The 21,578-nt window shown below is 35.2% G+C and carries 20 protein-coding genes, 1 tRNA gene and 1 rRNA gene; 18 read left to right on the top strand and 4 right to left on the bottom strand.

The genetic code is table 11. The features are described from left to right. The first annotated feature begins 1 nt into the window (after position 1). Positions 2–616 carry an RlmE family RNA methyltransferase gene (locus ACJZL1_RS03620; RefSeq protein ID WP_419246997.1) on the top strand — a complete coding sequence of 205 codons (615 nt, stop codon included), beginning with the start codon at positions 2–4 and terminating at the stop codon, positions 614–616. A gap of 205 nt (positions 617–821) precedes the next feature. On the opposite strand, the gene ACJZL1_RS03615 is transcribed toward ACJZL1_RS03620, so the two are convergent. The 4 genes from ACJZL1_RS03615 to ACJZL1_RS03600 form a co-directional block, all read right to left on the bottom strand. Next, on the bottom strand, positions 822–1,652 hold the full coding sequence (locus tag ACJZL1_RS03615; RefSeq protein WP_265035731.1) for a reverse transcriptase domain-containing protein: 831 nt from the start codon (positions 1,650–1,652) through the stop codon (positions 822–824). Further along, positions 1,591–1,875 carry a hypothetical protein gene (locus tag ACJZL1_RS03610; RefSeq protein ID WP_419246996.1) on the bottom strand — a complete coding sequence of 95 codons (285 nt, stop codon included), beginning with the start codon at positions 1,873–1,875 and terminating at the stop codon, positions 1,591–1,593. Before ACJZL1_RS03610 ends, ACJZL1_RS03615 begins: the two co-directional genes overlap by 62 nt. Positions 1,876–2,442: 567 nt before the next feature. After that, positions 2,443–2,595 (bottom strand): hypothetical protein, encoded by a 153-nt coding sequence (locus ACJZL1_RS03605; RefSeq protein ID WP_419246995.1) that lies wholly within the window; start codon positions 2,593–2,595, stop codon positions 2,443–2,445. A gap of 551 nt (positions 2,596–3,146) precedes the next feature. Further along, entirely contained in the window at positions 3,147–3,761 is a 615-nt protein-coding gene (locus ACJZL1_RS03600) for a hypothetical protein (protein WP_265025875.1), read from the bottom strand. A gap of 153 nt (positions 3,762–3,914) precedes the next feature. On the opposite strand from ACJZL1_RS03600, the gene ACJZL1_RS03595 reads away from it, so the two are divergent. The 17 genes from ACJZL1_RS03595 to ACJZL1_RS03515 all read left to right on the top strand — a co-directional run bounded on the left by ACJZL1_RS03595 (position 3,915) and on the right by ACJZL1_RS03515 (position 21,567). Further along, a 16S ribosomal RNA gene (locus ACJZL1_RS03595) occupies positions 3,915–5,418 on the top strand. 100 nt (positions 5,419–5,518) lie between these two features. Beyond that, positions 5,519–5,896, top strand: coding sequence for a succinate dehydrogenase, cytochrome b556 subunit (gene sdhC, locus ACJZL1_RS03590; RefSeq protein WP_010963112.1), 378 nt, complete (start codon positions 5,519–5,521; stop codon positions 5,894–5,896). Then, positions 5,893–6,249, top strand: a complete 357-nt coding sequence (sdhD, locus tag ACJZL1_RS03585) for a succinate dehydrogenase, hydrophobic membrane anchor protein (protein ID WP_419246994.1) — start codon at positions 5,893–5,895, stop codon at positions 6,247–6,249. The genes sdhC and sdhD overlap by 4 nt, the downstream gene beginning before the upstream one ends. A 76-nt stretch (positions 6,250–6,325) precedes the next feature. Beyond that, positions 6,326–7,594 carry a hypothetical protein gene (locus ACJZL1_RS03580; protein WP_419246993.1) on the top strand — a complete coding sequence of 423 codons (1,269 nt, stop codon included), beginning with the start codon at positions 6,326–6,328 and terminating at the stop codon, positions 7,592–7,594. 115 nt (positions 7,595–7,709) lie between these two features. Further along, entirely contained in the window at positions 7,710–9,023 is a 1,314-nt protein-coding gene (locus ACJZL1_RS03575; RefSeq protein WP_265025872.1) for a sugar phosphate nucleotidyltransferase, read from the top strand. Between the two features lie 128 nt (positions 9,024–9,151). After that, on the top strand, positions 9,152–10,456 hold the full coding sequence (locus ACJZL1_RS03570) for a hypothetical protein (protein ID WP_419246992.1): 1,305 nt from the start codon (positions 9,152–9,154) through the stop codon (positions 10,454–10,456). 127 nt (positions 10,457–10,583) lie between these two features. Beyond that, complete coding sequence (locus tag ACJZL1_RS03565) at positions 10,584–10,712, top strand: hypothetical protein (RefSeq protein WP_419246991.1); 129 nt, start codon at positions 10,584–10,586, stop codon at positions 10,710–10,712. A 24-nt stretch (positions 10,713–10,736) separates the two neighbouring features. Further along, the gene (locus tag ACJZL1_RS03560; protein ID WP_419246990.1) at positions 10,737–11,966 is read left to right on the top strand and encodes a lipoprotein-releasing ABC transporter permease subunit; all 1,230 of its coding nucleotides are present in this window, start codon (positions 10,737–10,739) and stop codon (positions 11,964–11,966) included. Continuing rightward, a complete protein-coding gene (locus ACJZL1_RS03555) occupies positions 11,959–12,690 on the top strand; it encodes a hypothetical protein (RefSeq protein ID WP_341818471.1) in 732 nt (243 codons plus the stop codon). Before ACJZL1_RS03560 ends, ACJZL1_RS03555 begins: the two co-directional genes overlap by 8 nt. Then, entirely contained in the window at positions 12,687–13,907 is a 1,221-nt protein-coding gene (locus ACJZL1_RS03550) for a heme biosynthesis protein HemY (RefSeq protein ID WP_419246989.1), read from the top strand. Before ACJZL1_RS03555 ends, ACJZL1_RS03550 begins: the two co-directional genes overlap by 4 nt. A 206-nt stretch (positions 13,908–14,113) precedes the next feature. After that, positions 14,114–14,977 (top strand): ATP synthase F1 subunit gamma, encoded by an 864-nt coding sequence (atpG, locus tag ACJZL1_RS03545; RefSeq protein ID WP_265035002.1) that lies wholly within the window; start codon positions 14,114–14,116, stop codon positions 14,975–14,977. Between the two features lie 18 nt (positions 14,978–14,995). Next, on the top strand, positions 14,996–16,330 hold the full coding sequence (locus ACJZL1_RS03540) for a TldD/PmbA family protein (RefSeq protein WP_419246988.1): 1,335 nt from the start codon (positions 14,996–14,998) through the stop codon (positions 16,328–16,330). A 174-nt stretch (positions 16,331–16,504) separates the two neighbouring features. After that, positions 16,505–16,756: a cold-shock protein gene (locus tag ACJZL1_RS03535; protein WP_064124857.1), complete on the top strand. Its 252-nt coding sequence runs from the start codon at positions 16,505–16,507 to the stop codon at positions 16,754–16,756. 35 nt (positions 16,757–16,791) lie between these two features. Next, entirely contained in the window at positions 16,792–18,018 is a 1,227-nt protein-coding gene (locus ACJZL1_RS03530; protein ID WP_265025864.1) for a DEAD/DEAH box helicase, read from the top strand. Between the two features lie 204 nt (positions 18,019–18,222). Beyond that, positions 18,223–20,529, top strand: coding sequence for an AAA family ATPase (locus ACJZL1_RS03525; RefSeq protein ID WP_265035006.1), 2,307 nt, complete (start codon positions 18,223–18,225; stop codon positions 20,527–20,529). A 64-nt stretch (positions 20,530–20,593) separates the two neighbouring features. Then, positions 20,594–21,490, top strand: coding sequence for a class I fructose-bisphosphate aldolase (locus tag ACJZL1_RS03520; RefSeq protein ID WP_265026651.1), 897 nt, complete (start codon positions 20,594–20,596; stop codon positions 21,488–21,490). 5 nt (positions 21,491–21,495) lie between these two features. After that, positions 21,496–21,567: transfer RNA gene (locus ACJZL1_RS03515), tRNA-Cys, on the top strand. The last annotated feature ends 11 nt before the right edge of the window (positions 21,568–21,578 follow it).

Raw genomic sequence — 21,578 nt, 5'->3', positions numbered from 1 at the left:
TTTGAATGATCAGTATGTGCGAAAAACTAGCAAGGATGGTTATAGGTCACGCTCAGCATATAAGCTGGTAGAAATGGATAATAAATTTAAATTATTCCAAGAAGGGCAAAAAATTATTGATCTTGGTGCTTCTCCTGGTGGATGGTCACAAGTTACATCTCAGAAAGGTGCAAATGTAGTTGCTCTTGACGTAAAACCAATGAATGCAATTAATGGAGTAGAGTTTATACAATGCGATATTATCAATGAGCTTGAAATTTTAAGAGAAAAATTCAAGGATCAAAAATTTGATGTAATTTTATCTGATATGGCCCCCGAATCTTGTGGTTTGAAATCGTTGGATCATATCAGAATTATGCTTTTATGCGAAGCAGCGCTCAATTTTGCAAAGCATTTCTTGAGCCATGGTGGCACGTTTGTAGTAAAAATTTTCCAAGGGGAATCTGATAAAGATTTTTGTAACGAGCTAAAAAAAATGTTTAAAACAGTAAAATACTTTAAACCAAAGTCAAGTAGATCTGAATCTACAGAAATGTATTTGGTAAGTTTAGGCTTTATTGGCAGGAGAGTAGACCGGCAGAACTTCTCCACCAGTCCCTTGCAAAACTGTACATAAATCTCTCGATTTATACAGCTTCCATTATTCAGCCTTTTGACCTAACCCTAGTATCCAGTGATAGAAAATATTCGGAGACCTCTTTCTCACCTTTCCTAGAAATTTTCTTGCTAGTCTTCCGTGACTCTTGAGTCTCTTATATTTCTTTTTGACCCACTTTTCTAGATGCCGCTCTATGTTCTTTAGAGGTTTGTATATCTCAATTTTATAGAATTTGCCATAGCCAGCCTCTGACTATTGGATTCACTATCTTTGATATTTCCTCTAATGTTTTGTGTGTATTGCGTAGTATTTTCCATGACCTTATGGTTGTAGTGATATTTTTCTTGGCCTTGTTGCTAATCGCAGGAAGAAATGAAACAAAATGCTTTCCTATTTTATTTCTTGCTAACCTGGGTCTAAATGTGTAACCCAGGAAATCAAAACTTTGTATTGGAAACTCATCTCTCCTATTGTCATCCTTGCAGTACACAATTTGTGTCTTTTCAGGATGCAGTTTTAGCTTACATTGTGCCAATCTTTCTTCGATCGTTACTCTCATAAAGTCTGCCTGTCTCCTAGCTTTGCAGTGCACTATCGCATCATCTACATACCTCTCAAATGGTATTGTGGGGTAGTTTTGCCTCATCCACATATCAAATGCATGATGCATAAATATGTTAGAAATGATTGGGCTTACAGAACCTCCTTGCGGAACTCCCTTATCCCTCACTTCCCTAGTGCCATCTGCTTGTTGAATAGGGGCTTTCATCCACCTTTCAATGTACAGTGTGACCCATTTGCAGTTTGTATGTTTCTTGATAGCTTGCAAAACTAATTCGTGATCCAGATTGTCGAAAAATCCGGATATATCAAGATCTATCGTCCAATCGTACTTCCAGCATCTTTTGCGTGCTGTATCTACCGCATCCAGTGCTGATTTATTTAGTCTATAACCATATGAATCTTCGTGGAATTTTGGCTCTACTAGCGGCTCAAGATACATAGAAGCAGCCGTTTGCCCTATCCTGTCGAATACTGAAGGAACACCTAAAATTCTTTGTCCTCCTCCCGTATCTTTCGGTATTGCTACAGCTTTTACTGGCTCTGGTTCCGGATGACATCCGATTCCATGGCTTGTACAGATTATCTTTTAGATTTTCTTCAAACTTTGTTATCGAAACCTCATCCACACCAGCAGCACCTTTATTTTTCGATACTTGTTTATAAGCTCTCCAAATAAGTTGCTTCGGTATATCAAAAGACTTTGTTTTATTCATTTACTCCTCCCTTTCAGTTGACAAATAATTAAAACTGAATAACTCAGCTCCTTTGCTCCATTTCCATTACAGAAACTTCTTCACTACTACGAGCTCTGTTTTCCGCATCGGTACTCTCATCCTCAGAGATCAGCTCCTTGGACTTCTCCCTTATCATCGAAACGACAGGTTCCCGTAGTTCCACACAATAGCCTAAAATAGATTCATGCCACCTTTATGCCGGACGTTATCTACCCAGTAAGCAAGCTCCCGATACCAGGTTACAACAAACCCCTGGTTTTGACGCCATACAACAGGTTTCGACACTTCATCAGTGGTTCACTTACGTTCATCTCTCTATTTCACACATGACGCATAATTGCGCCTTTTCCATAACGCTCACCACCTTGCCAAAGCAGCTTATGGTAGTTTAAAGCCTGCTCTTGCAAACCGGCTTTGAAGGACCTACCTTCATCTATTGCATAGCTTCAACACTTCCCGTGTTTCTACGGCGCACTGTCATCCCAGTACCTTGACTACTTAGATCCAGGAAACTTAACTCTACACCAAGTAAATGTACAATAAGAACTAGATTCCAGACTGGAATGACAGCAGTCCTACGTCATACTGCCGCAGACCGTCATACCGCCGCGGTATCTCAGCCGCTAATACGTAGCGGGATGACGAGTTACTATACCGCCGCGAACCGTCATACCGCCGCGGTATCTCAGCCGCTAACAAGAGATCCCGCTAACACGTAGCGGGATGACGGTTGTCGTTTAGCTATAAATGTTTAAGAAATTTACCAAACGAAAAAAAAGGCAAAAGAAGCCCCGTGGTTGGCTAATTACTTACATTATACTTTCAAGTATGGCGTTTTTTTATTCTAAACGCTTAATAACCGCGATTCAGCTGCTTTTAAACCGCAACTAATCTAAATTATAAACGTTAAGAAATTTACTAAACAGAAAAAAAGGCAAAAGAAACCCTAGGGTAGCTAGTTATTCACTATCCATTTTTTAAGTTGGCGTTTTTTGATGTTTTAAATGCTTTATAAGCGTATTTCAGCTTGTGTAGGTAAAAACCCAGAAATTTGATAAAGACATAAGGTGCACATAGTGCAAAAAATTAAACATGAGACGCCAAATACGTTGAGTTTTTTTGTCATTTAATCTGTACAGAGAAGATAAATAAATAGCTTCAGTTTCATGATAAGGGGGCTGGCGAAGCTTGTCAAGCAAGTTTTTCGTTTCTCAACACGCTGCCAAAAGCTATGCAAAAAGTCTAATGAGTTAACTCCCATATATCCTGAGTAGCTCTTGTGCATTAGCTTTGATTAGGATAGGGCATTTTCTGTCATTTAATAGGGAACGCAATATTTCAGTTGCACCTTTAATGTCGTTATTATGTATCTTTACTACAGCGATAGCTTCTTGGCTTGAATAAGGATACACTGTGCTTGATTCTAAATTATCAATTTTATCTTTATTTATTTTCTCACCGTTGGAGTGAAGTAAGCTCATTACTTCTAAGTATTGTGCTAACTCACGCAAAACATTAGGAGCATCTTTATTATCTGCCAAATCATTATAAATAGATGCTGTGTCTGTTGGCATTGAATCTGAGATATGATTGAATGCGCGTTCAAAATTTGCTAAATACTCCCAATTTGAATCTATTTCTTCTAGCAGCGGCTTATTATCTTTTTTAAAGAATAATACTTCGTAAAACTTGTCACCCGCAGTTATAGATTGTTTTGTGTTATCAATGTTGCGCAATAAGTATAATGTGATGCCAATTAACATTGGTGCGAGTGCAAGCAGAAAGATGTATTTTTTCATGGTAGTATTCCAAATAGTTATATATTTATACATTAATGCTTTTGATTTGCAAAAACATATTGACATAGTGATTATATCACATAATAATATTCTCAAAGTTGTTTGAATAGTTGGAGATTAAAATATTTCTAAAGTAGAAATAAAGACAGCAGTATTAAGCTAAATTATTTTTTATCGGATTTATCCGATGTACCCTCAACCTTTTATAGGTTGAAGTCTAAATTTGAGAGTTTGATCCTGGCTCAGAATGAACGCTGGCGGCAGGCCTAACACATGCAAGTCGAACGGAGTTATATTGTAGCTTGCTATGATATAACTTAGTGGCAGACGGGTGAGTAATGTATAGGAATCTACCTAGTAGTACGGAATAATTGTTGGAAACGGCAACTAATACCGTATACGCCCTACGGGGGAAAAATTTATTGCTATTAGATGAGCCTATATTAGATTAGCTAGTTGGTGGAGTAATAGCCTACCAAGGCAATGATCTATAGCTGATCTGAGAGGATGATCAGCCACACTGGAACTGAGATACGGTCCAGACTCCTACGGGAGGCAGCAGTGGGGAATATTGGACAATGGGCGAAAGCCTGATCCAGCCATGCCGCATGAGTGAAGAAGGCCTTTGGGTTGTAAAGCTCTTTTAGTGAGGAAGATAATGACGGTACTCACAGAAGAAGTCCTGGCTAACTCCGTGCCAGCAGCCGCGGTAATACGGAGAGGGCTAGCGTTATTCGGAATCATTGGGCGTAAAGGGCGCGTAGGCGGATTAGTAAGTTAAAAGTGAAATCCCAAGGCTCAACCTTGGAATTGCTTTTAAAACTGCTAGTCTAGAGATTGAAAGAGGATAGAGGAATTCCTAGTGTAGAGGTGAAATTCGTAAATATTAGGAGGAACACCAGTGGCGAAGGCGTCTATCTGGTTCAAATCTGACGCTGATGCGCGAAGGCGTGGGGAGCAAACAGGATTAGATACCCTGGTAGTCCACGCTGTAAACGATGAATGTTAAATATGGGAAGTTTACTTTCTGTATTACAGCTAACGCGTTAAACATTCCGCCTGGGGACTACGGTCGCAAGATTAAAACTCAAAGGAATTGACGGGGACCCGCACAAGCGGTGGAGCATGTGGTTTAATTCGATGCAACGCGAAAAACCTTACCACTCCTTGACATGGAAATTATACCTATTCGAAGGGATAGGGTCGGTTCGGCCGGGTTTCACACAGGTGTTGCATGGCTGTCGTCAGCTCGTGTCGTGAGATGTTGGGTTAAGTCCCGCAACGAGCGCAACCCTCATCCTTAGTTACCATCAGGTAATGCTGGGGACTTTAAGGAAACTGCCAGTGATAAACTGGAGGAAGGTGGGGATGATGTCAAGTCATCATGGCCCTTATGGAGTGGGCTACACACGTGCTACAATGGTGGCTACAATGGGCTGCAAAGTCGCGAGGCTAAGCCAATCCCTTAAAAGCCATCTCAGTTCGAATTGTACTCTGCAACTCGAGTGCATGAAGTTGGAATCGCTAGTAATCGTGGATCAGCACGCCACGGTGAATACGTTCTCGGGTCTTGTACACACTGCCCGTCACGCCATGGGAATTGGTTTCACTCGAAGCTAACGACCTAACCGCAAGGAGGGAGTTATTTAAAGTGGGATCGGTGACTGGGGTGAAGTCGTAACAAGGTAGCAGTAGGGGAATCTGCAGCTGGATTACCTCCTTAGGCTTTGCACATAACTTACCATTTTTAATGATGGTGTTGTTATGTGCTATACTGCTGTCTTTACTTCTACTTTATTTTAATTTCCCGATAACGGAATTTTATGAGTGATAGACCTCTTTCTCCACATTTACAAATATATAAAGTACAAGTTACTAGTTTTTTCTCTATTATGCACAGATTGACTGGTATCTTGCTATTCCTTTTATTAATGATACTTTCTTGGTATTTCATATTACATGTTTACTTTCCTGAGTTACTTATAGTAAGGTACTTAAATGCATTATTATTCACTCCTGTTGCTAAATTAGCTTATGTCTTATGTTTTATAAGTTTTGTATATCATTTTCTTAATGGTATTCGTCATTTATTGTGGGATGTTGGGCTTAATTTAGAAATTACTGGCGTTTCAAGGAGTGCTATACTGCTGACAGTAACGCTACTTCTTTCTACTATGGCTTTTTTATTTATGTTTATATGAGTCAATCTGGAAATTCAGTACATCATTGGTGGGTCCAGCGTGTTTCTGCGGTAATTTTACTATTCCTGTTTCCTTGGTTTATCTATTCATTTTCTTGCGCATTTTATACTGATAGCTCTTTGTCTTTTAGTGAAAAATTTATTAATCACCCTTTAGAGCTTTTATTTTTTGTTGTATTGTTGTTTTGCATTTTTTGGCACGCAGTTCTTGGAATGCAGGTAGTGTGTGAAGATTATATACACAGCGTATCTCTAAGGATTTTTACAATTACATGCATAAAGTACTTATCAAGCATTACTTATATAGTCCTTGCTTTTACAATCTTTATCTTCTACAGGCATATTTTCTTGTAAAATCACCGGTTCTGTGTTAACATATTATTAACATACTCATTTTATTATTAAGTTATAGTGATTCTGGTTTAACAATATGCTTGCAAGTCTTACGCTAGGAGTAAGGAGCCTATTTACTTCATCTGAGCCTAGCACAACTTATGTAAAAGACCTTAGAAAGGTAATTACGTATGATAGAAGGAAATGTCAGTACCCAAAAAATTACGATGAAATTGTAAAATCTGGGAAAATTATAGAAGCTAAGAATAGCAAGGATGAGACTATATATAAACTTTTATATGGCGAGGAAGACAAAGATGGAAGACAACCAAGTTTTGATTTAGCTCCTGTTGAAAGCACTGGAAGTAAAGAGAAAAGTGTAAAATTTCACTACTTCACTATTAACTTTTTAGTTGACCCAGATAAAGATGCACGCGAGTTTCGCAGTAGCAATCGTAGTTATTATAGTAAATATTATAAACCATTTGGGTTTTTAAAAATCGATCTTGAAAAACATATTCCAATTTTTGAAGCTGAAAAAACTAAGGATTCTCAATATCCGTTTGAATTAACTAACTCTTCTGTGCTAACTAAAGAGGTAAAAAATAAAGAAGGTAAAGTTCAGGAAGTTGTTGATGAAAAAGGAAGAAATGGAAAATTACTATACACTAGTGATTACAAGAAGCTAAGCACCCATTTTTCAGAAATTAGAGATCAGAATAATAACTTGGAGCTAGATAAAAGTCTTATATCTGTTCCTATTATTTTCGTTGCAAGCTTGGCTAAAGTTTGTACTAAATTGTTGACTTCTCTTCCTATAAAGTTAGGGGAGCATTTAATAAGCAAACAAAACCCAATTGCAAAGTCTTTTGGCTATCTTTTGTTCACCCCTGCGATGGCAGTGAAGAATTCAGTAAATATGGTAGCTACAATACTTAAGGCTCCAATTTTATTGTTTGTAGCAAATGAGAAAAAATATGGTGATGCTTACTTTACTATGTGGAAACACCAATTGAAAGGATGTTGGGAAGAAGCAAAAAGTGACTTTAATGTTATTAAAGGTGGAGAAAGAGAAGCAGAACAAAAAGAAAAGTGCCCTAATCTCGATACAATTATAGGTACGTGGGATGAGCTTGACGCTAGAAGGCCAGGTATTGAAAAAGGCTTGGAGAAGCCGTCAAATAAAAGTAGTGAAAGTATAGATAAATCTAGAGAACCAGGTGTTGGAAAAAGCTTAAATAATGAAAGCATAGCTGAGTCTAGAAAAAAGGCTATTGCTCAGGAGAAATTGAGCAACCATGCTGATAAAGTACTAAGCAAACGAAATTCATTGCAAGATGAAAGAATTCAATCATCTTCTCGCTAGTTAGCCATTACTCTGCTGAATATCTACTCTCTATCTTAACTATTCCACAACAAAAACTTGCATGCATTTTGCCCTCGGTATAAGATATTAATTATTTAATTAATATCTTAACTAAATGCGTCCTGTAATATTGTGTGGTGGTAGTGGCAGTAGACTTTGGCCTTTATCTAAGCCAAAGCAATTTCAGAAAATATTTAGTCAGAACACTATGTTTCACAACACTTTGTTGAGGCTAAAAAGTAGTTATATGCCACCCATAATTACCACAAATATACAGTACGAGTCGTTAGTGAAGAAGGAGTTGCATGCGCTGCGAGAATATAAAGTGATTTTCGAACCAGTGAAAATTGGAACAGCAGCGGCGATATTAATTGCTGCACTTCTCTGCAATGAAAACGAGACAATGTTAATTCTGCCTTCAGATCATTTCATAGGCGATTTAAATAATTTTTATGCTTCTATTGAGAAAGCGTCTAAGTTAGCCTCTGAAACTAACTCTATAGTAACTTTTGGGGTTAAGCCTCATGAATTCAATTCTGAATACGGCTATATAAATGCAGTATATGATCAGAAAGAAAAATGTCATATAGTGAAAGATTTTACAGAAAAACCCGAGCGTAAGTTAAGTAACGATCATTATTGGAACTCTGGAATATTTGTATTTAAAGCAAAACGCTACATAGATGAGATCAAAAAATCTGCCCCGAATCTTTACAATTCATGTTTTGCAAGTGTGAAACATTTCACACCGCAAGAGAGATTTCTATATTTAAAACAACGAGATTTTGCAGGAATTGAAGGCATATCTATTGATTACTTGGTAATGGAAAAAGCAAAAAACGTTGCAATGATAGAAGCTAATTTCGATTGGTTGGATGTTGGAACTTGGAATTCAGTTTTAGAATTGAGTGAGAAGTTTAGTAAAGAACCGGCATCATTTCAGCAAGTAACCAGAAAAAAAGAACCAGTGTCAGTTACTTGGGTGGCAGAAAGTAATGCAAAGAATTTATTAAGTGGAGCTTGTAAGCAACTAAACAAAAGCCTAATTTCATTTATTCATAAAGTTAAGAAAGTAAAGGCGATAAGGAAAGAAGTTAAACCATGGGGATTTTGTAGTATAATTTTAATGAGCGAAAATTTTCTTATAAAATATCTTTTTATAAATCCATTAAGCTGCACTTCTAAGCAATTTCATCACTATAGAGATGAATGCCATATAGTGCTATCAGGAGTTGGGTATGTTAGTTTAGAAGACAAAGAATATGCTATAGCAAAAGACCATATGATAGAAATCCCAAGGGAAGTTTCCCATAGGATTGAAAATAGAAGCACAAGCTCTCCACTTGAAATAGTTGAATTTCAGATAGGAGAGCATTTATCTGATAATGATATAGTGAGATTGGATGATGTATATGGAAGAATATGGTAACGCCATAAATGCATTTGTTGGCAATTTATAATATGGGTATAGCTTCTTTATGTAAAAAATAATATTTACTAAATCTTAATATTTTAAACCTATACCCATATTTTAATAAATAATGAGTTGTAATTAATATGAAGGATCCATTTAAAAGTGACAATTATAGAGAAAATCTCGGTTTCCTTAAAGAAGCTATAAAAGCAAGAGATGAGTTAGTAACTATTAGACATTATAATAAAACGGTAAGGGATTTATCTCAGGCATTAAAGCGTTTTACAGATAAGGCAGAAGATGTAGCTAAGTTTGTTATACGTGGTGACTCAATTGATTATGTAAAATCGATGAATGGAAGGCCATCAATTCTTAAGATATTAAAGGGAATATTGAATAGAATCTTCGGAAGAAATATTCCAGTTAAGAATATAAGTAGTTTTATTGATAAATTACCTCCTCCTACTTCAATGACAATCTTTGAATATCTAGAGGCTTGTCGTAAAATTTCAGGTTTGGAGCAAGTTGAAAGAGGAAATATTGCAATAGCTCCAGAAAAGCCAGAACGCAGTTTTCTAAAAGAAGATAGACAAGTGGATGTTAATTATAATGATTCAGGCCATGGAAATTCATTAGATGAAAAGCCTGGATACAAAGAGATATCAAATTATCAAGAGAAGAAGAGTAAAATTTTGACAGAAAATTCACAAAGTTCAAAATCGTCTAAAGAAGAGCCAATTTATGCAACAGTTCCTAAAAAACATATAGAAGCAAAAAGAGAACTTAAACAAAAACAACAATCTAAACCTCCAATATTGCCAAAACCATCAATAGCACCCCCATTGCCAAAAAAAATGTTTGCTGCTGGTCAAGAAGTTAGACAAAAACCAAAAGTAGTAGGAACTGTTCCTAAATCAACTAAAGATAAACCTGAATTACCACCAAAACTTAAAAATTTAGGTCATACTGATCAAAAATCAAGCACAAAGCTAGAAATGGTAGTATCTTCTATGGAAAAAGATAAACCTAAATTACCACCAAAACTTAAAAATTTAGGTCATGCTGATCAAAAATCAAGCACAAAGCTAGGAATGGTAGTATCTTCTATGGAAAAAGAAATTAATTATAATATCGATATTAAAGTACAAGAGATAAGAAAAAAATTCAAACAAAATCAAGCAAAAGAAAATCCTAATGCGCAAACTATTGAAAGCAGGACTACTCCTGTTGCACAAGTGAATATAGATGTGGAGAAAAAAACTAGGCCATCACCAAAAGTTGCTTCCCAATCTCGCTTATTTCCAATGGGGGATGAAATATCTCAGATGAATCTCTTATCAGCAAAATCTGATCCGAGACCTCATGTTAGCAAAAGTGCTCTTCTCACAGATGTAAATGTAAAGCAAATAGTTGTACAATTTGAAAATTATGGAAGGAAAGTATCATAACTTATTGAATAAAGCCAATAATATTCTTGATTTCTTTTATGTTATAGAAGCACAAGCTCTCCACTTGAAATAGTTGAATTTTAGATAGGAGAGCATTTATCTGATAATGATATAGTGAGGTTGGATGATGTATATGGAAGATTTTGAAATTCTAATGTTAAAGATACTCTATAAGTCTGCTAAATTTAAGGAAGCAAAAATCTCTAGTTTTCAAATAAAGAAAAGTCTACAATTATACGAAGTTTCAAAAATATAATGTTTAACCTCAAAATATTTTGTAATGTCCATTGCCTTTGAAATTACTATGGCTGCTTGCTATTTGCGAGCGAAAAATGCCAGATTTTGCTCTATAATGACTTTGTTCTCTATTATCGGCATTGCCCTTGGAGTTGCAACGCTAATAGTGGTGATGTCTGTGATGAACGGATTCAGAGCAAAGTTGCTTGACTCAATACTTGGCATTGATGGCCATATTAATGTTTATTTTGATAGGAACATAAATTCAGATTACTGCACAGTTTCGAAATCTATTGAGAAAATTCCTGGTATATTAAAAGCTACTCCTATGACCAATGATCAAGTTATTATTGTAGCAAATGGTAAAATTGCAGGTAGCGTAGTGCGAGGTGTGTCAACTAAAGATTTGCTTGATAGTACTGCCGTTACAAATAATGTAATTATAGGTGATGTAAAAAAATTTGATGAAGGGATAATAATAGGAGCACGATTGGCAGAAGCTTTGAACGTTGACTATGGCGACGAAATTACGTTTATATCATCTGAAGAATTTGATGCATTACTTGGTGAAATGCCGCGAATGAAAAAATATAAAGTTATAGCAATATTTGATATGGGTATGTTTGAGTATGATAATACCTTGATATATATGCCTCTAAAATCAGCACAAGCCTTTTTTAATTATGAAAATAGTATAAAAAATATAGAAGTACTTGTAGACGACGTTACTAGAGCTGATAAGCTAGCAGATGCTATAGAAAAAGAAATAGGAATGGAAGCTGAAAGTTGGCAATCACAGCAAAGCCATTATTTTAGTGCTTTAGAAACTGAAAGAAATGTGATGTTTTTGATTCTTACTTTGATTATAGTTGTAGCAGCGTTTAATATTATCTCAAATTTAATGATGATAGTGCAAGAAAAGAAATCCGCGATTGCAATTATGCGTACATTTGGTGCAACAAGTGGAAGCATTATGCGTATATTTTGCGCTTGTGGTCTATTAATCGGTTTTACGGGAACTTGTCTTGGCTGTATTATAGGTGTCGTTTTTTCTCTCAATATCGAAAGTATTAGAGTATTTTTAGAAAACGTTACTAACGTCAAGCTGTTTGATCCTATGATATACTTTTTTTCAAGTTTGCCAGTGATATTAGTACCCCAAGACGTAGTAAATATTTCTGCACTTGCGTTATTCTTATCATTTTTAGCGACAATTGCTCCTGCATTGCAGGCAGCTGCACAAGATCCTGCGGAGATACTACGTTATGAATGATACTCAGCAAAAGTACATAGGTTGGTTCTTAATTGTATTGTTATTTACCGGTTACATCGCAATAAATAACATAATCTTTTTTAAAATAAATCAGCAAGAGAGTGAAAATAATGTGAAAATTTTAATGGAAGGCATGGATGAGCTTAGAATGTTGCTTGAAGTTAATCAATCTAGAACGGAAAAAAGGATATTTGACTTAAAGAGAAGTCAGCATACTCAGTGTGAGCAAGGTGATAATAACTCAAGATGTAAGAACCTTGCAAAATTGCTATTACTTGTGGTTAAAATGAAGGATTCGTTATTGCGAGAAGCAAAATTTGATAATCATATAAATTCAATAAAGCCTTTGATATCAGAGCTTGACGATCCAGAGATAGAAAATGCAATGAATGAATTAGAAAATGTGAAAGAGATAAATACTTTACATGAATTAAAATTATCTTTTGAAAAAACCATTGCTGTTATTAACTACAATAAAAGTACATTATTAAAAAAAATCATTTCAAACTGGATAAAGGTAGACGACCGGAATGATCCATTAAGAGTAAAATTTGCGGAAATTGAGGAGTCAATAAACGATAATGATTGGCAGAGCATAGCTACTACAATAGGAGATTTAGCACACCCAGAATTCAAGCCATGGCTGAATAAATTGAATGGTCTTATTGTAGCTTCTAAGAATATTTCAACAATATATCATCACTTATTACAATATATCTCATGATTTATTTTATAATTTTCGCTTTTTCGTTTTTATTTGGCATATGGGTCAAGGTAAGTGGTGAAGTAATAAAATTAGAATTAGGCAATTACACTATAAGTATTGATCTATATTTCATTATTTTTACTTGTGTAGTTTTGTTATTTTTATTAATTACACTTGTACGCTTTTTTTCCTCCATTTCATCAACATTTGCCAACATAAGAAATAGAAGAAGGGATAGGGAAGAATTGCTTCTCTTTGAAGCTTTCTTTAGCATAGACTTAGACAATATAGAGAACGCCCAAAAGGTAGTTAAAAGTCTAAATGAGAAGAGCGATAGGTTGTCTTTAATAAAGCTCTTTAACTCAGGTAAGACGGGAAATTACAGCTTTTTCAGTAATGGTTTAACAGACATTGCAAATAAAAATCGTAACTTAGCTCTACTTCTAGCCAATAAGCTAATTGTTTACCTCAAACAAGAAAAGGTAGTCTTTCAAAAATTTATAGAATATTGCTCTAGCTCAATCAACGATAAAATGCTATCTATTCCCTTTCAAATAGAGCATTGCATATTGAAAGAAGATTGGATTAATGCAATTTTGAGATTAAAGGAAGCAGTTAAGTTCAATATTTTTCTTCCCTTTGACCATAAAGAAATGTTTGCAGTTTTTTATTGTGCTTTGGCAAAACAATATGAAAGTAAAGGGGATTTTAAAGGGGCTATAAAGTCTTTATTCAGAGCACAAAGTTATTATGCAACTTTTCGGCCCATCAATTATTTAAAGGCAGAATTATATATTAAACTTGGAAAAATCAGAAAAGCTTCTGCAGTGCTAGAGATAGAATATGCAGTAAATCCTACTCCTCAGTCAGCTAGAATGTACATCAATTTAAATAGTAAAGGTGCTGAAAGACTATACAACTTACGCCCTGATTATTATTTTAGTTACTGTTTACTTGCTTTGTCCTCAATGAGTTCAGGTAAATATGATCTTGCAAGTCAATATTTAGACACTGCTATCAAAAAAGCTAATTACATGTCAATCTACTTTATTGTAATACAGCTCAAGGTTACATTGCAAGAACACGACAAGGTAATTTATTGGCTAAACAAGATGGGCTCAGAAGCTTTGCCTGATCCAGGCTGGAAGTGTAAAAATTGTAACAGAGAACTAAAGCAATGGGATTATAAGTGTTCAAGTTGTAATAGTTTTAATTGTATTTATTATGTATTATAAGATTCCACAAAGTGTGATGGTATAGAAATTACCATTAGGCTACTTTCACATTGATATTGCTGAAGTTAGAACACTTTCTTAATATAATCCTTATCTTCAAACAATAAACCTGCAAGTTTCTTAGTTAGACTTGGTTTTAATGTCAAAAAAACTTGCTTTTAGACACTAACAGTTATATATTTTTAATAAATAGAGTTGTATACAAAATGAAGAGCTTAAAGGAATTATCCTTAAGAATTAAGAATATTAGGTCTGTCCAGAAAACCACGAAAATAATGCAAATGGTTTCTGCAGCAAAGTTATTACAAAGCCAAAAGAAATTATCAAATTCAAAATTATATATATCTAAGCTGCATAGCATTATTTCTTCATTAATGCTATCAGTTGATCAAAAATTACTGGCAAAAATTCTAAATGTCAGTAACGACAATTCTTATCTAGTATTCATTGTTGCGTCTGATCGTGGCTTATGCGGCAACTTTAACTCTTCTATTGTCAAATTTAGTCAAAATAAGTTAATCGCAAATGGCAAAAAAGTAGATATTGTATTTCTTGGTAAAAAAGCTTTTGATGTAGGTAAAAATAGATTTGACTCTAAAAGTATCTTAAAAATTGAAAATAGTAAGGGAATCACGTTAAAGCACGTAGAAGCTTTGGTTGATGGTATAGATTTAAGTAAATACGATAAAGTTAAAGTTTTTTATAGTAAATTCTATAATACCTTCACGCAAAAACCAATGTTGGAAACAATAAAACCATGGAGTGAAGACTCATCCTTGATTGACAACTCTCTGGCTGGTCCAACAATAGATTACGGCTATGAGTATGAACCACAAAATATTGAATTTATTTTAAAATCTTTGGTTCAAGATTACGTTGTAATTGCTCTTTACTCTGCTTTGCTTGAAAGTGCAACAAGTGAGAATAGTGCTAGAATGGTTGCTATGGAATCAGCAAACAGAAACACTAAAGAGATGCTGAACAAACTAGCATTGCTTTATAATCGTTCTCGTCAAGCAGCAATTACAACTGATTTAATTGAAGTTATAGGTGGTGCAGAGTCTTTATAAAAATCTAAGGAATAGAAAATGAATATATTAAATATTGCAGCAGATATCACTAAATTAATAAAAAAGCAGAATCAAGACGCGGAAGTTACAATATATGAGACTAATAAAACTTCAGTTTCTCAGCGTCTATCAAAAATTGAGCAAATATCACAATCTAAAAATTGCACTGTAGGAATCAGAGCTATAGCAGGTAAAAACAAAGCTGCGTATATTTCTACAAACGATTTGAATAATCTTAGTGATACGGTAAGCCAAGTGGTAGAAATGGCAAAGAATGCGCCAGAAGATCCTTGCATTAATTTTGCTGTAAATGGTAGTAATTATATCTCTTCTGCAGATTTAAGTATCTCAGATAATAATGTTGTAACCGTTGATAACCTAAAAGAAATTGCTGAAGCTGCAGAAAATTCAGCCCTTGCACATAAGAGTATCACTAATTCTGAAGGAGCCTCTTCTTCATACGCTTTAGTGAATACAGTATTATCGACTGTTTCTGGTTTTATTGGCTCGTTTAGTAAATCAACCTTTGCTAATCAGGTCTCTGTTGTTGCTGGAAGAGAAAGTGAAATGAAGGTTGGTTACGATTATGATATAGCATGTAATTTTAGTGATTTAAAGTTGCCAGAGTTAATAGGAAAAGAAGCAGCAAAAAGAGCAGTTGATCAATTGAATTCACGTACAATTAAAACTGGTAAATTTCCAGTTATTTTTGAAAAAAGAGCAGCAAAAGGGCTAGTAAAAAGTTTTGCTTCTGCTATAAATGGGAGCAGTATTATAAGCAACAGTTCTTTCTTGAGGGGTAGTTTAAACGCTCAGATTTTCAACGATAGAATTAATATTATCGATGATCCATTGTTGCCAAGAGGCATAGCATCGAGACCATTTGATGGAGAAGGGATAACTAGCAAAAAAAATATATTTGTAAAAAACGGAATATTACAAAATTGGATTTTAGACTTATACTCGGCTAAAAAATTAGACTCAGAAACAACCGGAAGTGCAACTCGTGCAAGTAATGCTGCAGTTATTCCTGCAGCTAGTAACTTCTATATTGAGAATGGTAATGTATCGTTTGAAGAATTAATTCAGGAAGTGAAAAAGGGAGTATATGTAACTGATTTATTTGGTTTTGGTATCAATTTAATCAATGGTGATTACAGCCAAGGCGCTTCCGGATTTTTTATAGAAGATGGAAAAATAACGTATCCAATACATGAGATTACCATTGCTAGCAATTTGAAGGATATGTTTAGCAATTTAGTCGTTGCAGATGATCTAACTTTTTGTGGGCAATTTAATTCACCGACAATTAAAGTTAGCGAAATGACGGTTGCAGGTTCGCTTAACGATTAAAAAATTTATTTGCATCAAGTACAACAATTGTGTATTATTGTCATGTAATGTTAAGAATAGACTATGGAGTATAAAGGTTTAGTTTCAATAGCTAAGCTTAAAGCATTCTCAATCGTAATTTCAAAGTTTTTCATCACATTAGTAATGTTAGTTAATAATTTAGGAGTTGTTTAAATGGAATTTGGTAATGTAAAATGGTTTAATGCCGAAAAAGGCTATGGTTTCATCAAGCCAGAAGGTAAAGGGGGTGATGTTTTTGTACATATTAGCACATTGGAACGTTCAGGAATAAGGCCTGAGACACTTAAAGGAGAGAATAAAGAGAAGGGAATAAAAGGAGAAAGGGTGAGTTATGAGGTTAAAGAGGAGCGCGGTAGAAACGGAGAAGATAAAAAATCTGCAATAAATTTAAGATTGGAAGATTAATCTATTATGAAATCTTTTAACAGGATTAACGTATTGTGAATAATTTTCATGAGATGGGTCTACCAGCTTCGCTTACACAAGCTCTAGATAAAAATAATCTTTTCGTCCCAACTCCGATTCAAATACAAGCGATTCCCTTAGCGCTACAAGGTAAAGATATTCTCGGATCTGCTCAAACGGGAACTGGAAAAACTTTGGCATTTGCTATTCCGTTGGTTGCTAAGTTGCTGAATGAGCCTAACGCTGGTTCAGCTTTAGTCATTGTGCCAACCAGGGAGCTTGCGCATCAGGTAACAAATGAGATAAAAAAACTCTTATTTCAAAATTCTGCACTAAGGGTCGCTTTGCTGATAGGTGGTGAGCCTATTTTTAAGCAGCTAAATCAGCTTCAGAAAAAACCACAAATTGTAATAGGTACTCCTGGTCGTATTATAGACCATATTGAGCGTAAAACTTTGATTACTCGCAATGTTAGCGTTCTTGTGCTTGATGAAACGGATCGTATGTTTGATATGGGCTTTGGAATTCAAATTGAAGGGATCATGAAATATCTGCCAAAAATACGGCAGACTCTTATGTTTTCTGCAACTCTTCCTAGTGATATAGTTAAACTTACTGAGAAGTACCTTAATCGACCAGAACGTATTTCTGTTGATTGTGAGACTACAACTTCTGTAAAAATTAAGCAAGAAATTGTTTATGCATCAGAATCAGAAAAATATGAAAAGCTTGTTACACAACTATGTCAGCGCGAAGGATCAATCATTATCTTTGTCAAAACAAAGCAAGGAGCGGATCAGCTAGCTAGCAGATTGCACAAAGATGACTATAGCGCTTTAGCAATTCATGGTGATTTAAGGCAGCACAAGCGCGAAAGGGTCATTAATTCTTTTCGTCGTGGCCATAATCAAATCATGGTTGCAACAGATGTTGCTTCTCGCGGCCTTGATATTCCCCACATTCAACATGTTATCAATTATGATGCACCACAATCGCAAGCTGACTATATTCATCGTATAGGTAGAACTGCACGCGCTGGAGCTGAAGGGTATGCGCTATCTTTTGTTACACCTCAAGATAAGAGAAGACTGCCTGCACTGGCAGACAAAGAAGGAGAGCCAAATTTTGATTGTAGTGTGCAATTTAAAAAACGTAACAGCAAAAAGGTCTTTAAAAGGCCAAGTACGTTAAAGACTAAATACGGTAGAAAAAAGATCAATGCATTTAAGAAGAAAAGCAGAGTACTAGAAAAAGCGTATTAAATAGGATTTACCTACAACTTGATAAGCGTAAAACTCGTCATTCCGCTACTCATTAGCGGAATCTATGCTGAGATATCGCGGTGCTATGACGTAGATCCATAGTGGGGATTCAAATTGGCTACAGCGAACTCCTGGATTTCAATTTTTTTAATAATTGTGTGCTATTCATTATATATGAGTTCCCACTTTTAAAGAGAATAGAAGATGATTTCCAAAAACTTAGAGGCAAGTTTGAATAGAGCGCTACTCATTGCTTCTAATTTTAATCTAAAATATGCGAAAGTAGAACATTTATTGCTGGCGTTAACTAAAGACGTGGACGTAAATTACGTTTTATCAAGATGTAATATCAGAGCCGATGAAATCATCAATATGGATAACATTCTATCAAGATGCAATATTAAGGCTAATGATTATAATAATAATATAAAAGGGTTTTTACAAAGCAGTTCTGAATTGATTATCAGTGGAGTTAAACCTAGCTCAATGTTTCAATGCATAATACACAGAGCAATAATACGGGCTCATAGCTTGGGGAAAAAAGAAATAAATGGAGCAAGTGTTCTAGTAGAAATTTTGTCTGGGCAAGATTTCTACGTTGAAGATCTATTGCAGAAACAAAGTGCAAAAGATTCCAATTTGATTTACCATATATCTAATATGAAATACTCTAACGATATAGATGAATACACCACCAATCATAAAGTAAAACTTGATAAAAATAATGACGCTCCTACTACAGTAAATAAAGGTGAGCTACTAAAAGATGAGGAAATTCTACAAAGTTATTGTAAAAATTTAAATGACTATGCAAGAAGCAAAAAAATAGATTATGTTATTGGTCGTGATTATGAATTAAATCGCACTATAGAAATATTATTGAGGCGTAGAAAAAACAACCCTTTATATGTTGGAGACCCAGGTGTTGGCAAAACAACAATAGTTGAGGGTTTGGTATTGAAGATCATTGAAGGCAGTGTTCCGAGTGCGCTCAGGTCCAGTGTAATTTATGCTTTGGATTTAGGATCACTCCTTGCAGGGACACGCTACAGAGGTGATTTTGAAGAGAGAATAAAATCTATAATAAAAGCGATTGAGGCAAAACCAGGTGCTATCCTTTTTATTGACGAAATACACACTATCATTGGAGCAGGTTCTACAAGTGGTAGCTTTCTTGATGCAGGTAACCTACTCAAACCTGCGCTTGCAAGAGGTACACTGCGTTGTATAGGTGCAACTACATATAGAGAATACAGCACTAGTTTTGAAAAAGATAAAGCACTAGCGAGAAGGTTTCAAAAAATTAATGTTAAAGAATCTTCTGTTAATGAAACGATAAAGATACTAGATGGTATAAAGCACTACTATGAAGGGTATCATGGAGTATATTATACAAAGAATGCCATTAGGTCTGCGGCTGAACTTTCGCATAAGTATATTACTGGGCGAATATTACCTGATAAAGCGGTTGATGTTATTGATGAGGCAGGAGCATATTGTAAATTGCTAAGAAACAGGGGTAAAATTGTAAATAGTAGAGATATTAAGAATACCATTACTAGAATTACAAATGTGCCTTGCGGATCTGAATCTGATGATTTGCAGAAAGTAAAGTCTTTAAAAGCTAATCTAGAGAAGGTGATTTTTGGCCAAGAGCAGGCAATAGAATCTCTTGTTAGTTCTATTAAAATTGCTAAATCTGGGTTGAGAAATTACAATAAGCCTTTAGCAAATTATCTTTTTGCAGGGCCAACTGGTGTTGGTAAAACCGAGCTAGCAAAACAATTAGCAGAAAGCATGGGCATGAATCTTATACGCTTTGATATGTCCGAATATATTGAGTCTCATACGATATCAAGGATGATTGGTTCTCCTCCTGGATATGTAGGTTATGATCAGGGTGGATTACTCACAGAGTCTGTATCTAATAATCAATATAGTGTTGTGCTGCTTGATGAAATTGAAAAGGCCCATAGCGATATCTATAATATATTGCTACAAATTATGGATTATGGTTGTGTTACAGACACTTACGGACGTAAAGTTAACTTTTCCAATATAATTTTAATTATGACAACTAATGCAGGAGCAGTTGAACGCAGCAAAAGTTTTGTTGGCTTTGGACATAAAAATTTTAACATTGGTGATAGCGAAAAAGCAATAGAACAGGTTTTTAGCCCTGAATTTCGTAATCGTCTTGATGCGATTATTTCTTTTTCTGACTTAAGTACGGATGTGATTTTGCATATTGTGGATAAATTTGTCCTAGAACTGAAAAAGCAACTGACGCAAAAAGGCATAAACTGCTTGGTAGAGGATGAAGTGAAATCTTATCTTGTACAAATGGGTTATAGTAAAGAAATGGGAGCACGTCCGATAGAGAGACTTATTGAAAAAGAGATAAAAAGTTACTTAGCGGAAGAAATACTGAATCGTAAATTAACAAAAGGAAAGAAATTAAGAATTTATATGAATAAAGTAGCAAATAAAATTGCTTTTGATATAGTTTAAAATCCTTGTATTGAACTTCATCTTTGTTACAATTTATAACTTAAATTTAATTTGAATTATAGTGATAAGTGATAAAGTAAAACAAGTTCTAAGCTACTACGAAAGTGAAAACCCCGGGGTAAAAGCAAACCTTACTCGTATTCTCATGCATGGAAAGCTTGGTGGCACTGGCAAGTTAGTGATTCTGCCTGTAGACCAAGGGTTTGAGCACGGGCCAATAAAAAGCTTTGAAGTTAATCCCGATGCTTATGACCCACATTATCATTTTCAGCTTGCGGTTGATTCGGGAGTAAGTGCATATGCTGCTCCACTTGGTATGATTGAAGCTGGTGCTTCGACTTATGCTGGAATGCTCCCACTTATTTTGAAACTTAATAGTTCCAACTCCTTACATTCAAAAAATCTGACTTCTGATCAAGCAATAACCTCTTCTGTGAAAGATGCGCTGCGTTTGGGCTGCTTGGCTGTTGGATTTACTATATATCCTGGTTCTGCCAAGTGTTTTGATATGATGGAAGAAGCTCGTGAAATCGTAGCTGAAGCCAAATCTTATGGGCTTGCAGTAGTGCTATGGTCTTATCCACGTGGTGAAGGAATTTCCAAAGAAGGTGAAACAGCAGTTGATGTTATTGCCTATGCTGCGCACATAGCAGCTTTACTTGGCGCTAATATAATCAAAGTAAAGCTTCCAACTAGATATTTGGAAAAAGAAAAGATAGAAACAGAAAATATTGAATCATTATCTAAAAGAATTGAATATGTTAAAAAATCTTGTTTTGCAGGGAAAAGAATAGTAGTTTTTTCTGGTGGCGAATCGAAGGAAGTAGATGACATATGCAATGAAGCGAAAGAAATTAAGCAGGGTGGTGGTAATGGTTCAATCATTGGACGTAACACTTTTCAACGCAAAAGGGAGGAAGCTTTATCTATGCTAAAAGATATAATGGATATCTACACATAAAAAACGGCTGGGTGGCAGAATGGCTTATGCGGAGGACTGCAAATCCTTTTATACCGGTTCAATTCCGGTCCCGGCCTCTTTCATTTTC

Source organism: Wolbachia endosymbiont of Rhagoletis indifferens (assembly GCF_048537595.1).
Taxonomy (GTDB): domain Bacteria; phylum Pseudomonadota; class Alphaproteobacteria; order Rickettsiales; family Anaplasmataceae; genus Wolbachia.
This window is presented reverse-complemented; position numbering and strand designations above follow the sequence as displayed.